General features: G+C 47.3%; 1 pseudogene. It reads left to right on the forward strand.

The features are described 5' to 3' along the window. Nucleotides 1-621: pseudogene (locus CIK04_RS29365) on the forward strand (S1 RNA-binding domain-containing protein); the annotation flags it as partial. Nucleotides 622-806: the final 185 nt, after the last annotated feature.

The following is an 806-nucleotide window of genomic DNA, read 5'->3' on the forward strand; positions in this document are numbered from 1 at the left end:
AAGTGGGCGAATGGGGCTTGATGAAGGTTGAGGGGGTCAACAGCACGGTGCTTTGTACTGGGCATCAAGAAAAGATCTGCTAGTGCCATACAGTGAGCAACGCAGTCGTTTTACTGCTGGTCAATCGATTCTCGTGTATGTGTACACCGATAAAGCCTCTGGTCGCATTGTCGGCACCACCAAATTCAATAAGCTGCTTGATAAAACACCAGCGAATTACACCCGCAACGAGCAAGTGGATCTGATCATTGCCGAGCGCAGTCAACTGGGCTTCAAAGCGATTGTGAACGGTTCACACTGGGGCATGATTTTTCCATCGGATGTTTTTGGCAAGCTGTTTATCGGCAAGAAACTAGAGGGATACATCAAAAACGTTACGTGAAGATGGCAAAATTGACCTTGCATTGCAAAAAGTGGGCGTTGCCAAAATGGACGACCTTTCTGAAAAAGTCCTCGAGTTACTTGAAAGAAGGGGCTTTTGCACTTAACGATAAGTCGACTCCAGAGGCAATCTTTACGGCTTTTCGCACAAGCAAAGGGACATACAAGAAAACCATCGGCGGCTTGTTTAAAGCAGGCAAGATCATCATTGAGAAAGATGGTATTCGCGCGGTGAAGTAGTCACTGGTCATTCTTGCCCGCAAAAAAGAGGCCCAGCTCGGTTCCGTCGGTGGGCCTAGGGGAAATGGCTCTTAAGAGCCTGCGCTAAACAGTGTTGCTATGTGAGTGGTAAGAATGTTACAGAAGGGGAGATTCTTACTTGGGTTTCACATCCAACTGATCCTAAGTGTAGTACAGGCTTACTG

The sequence above is a fragment of the Vibrio sp. 03_296 genome (genome assembly GCF_002265885.1).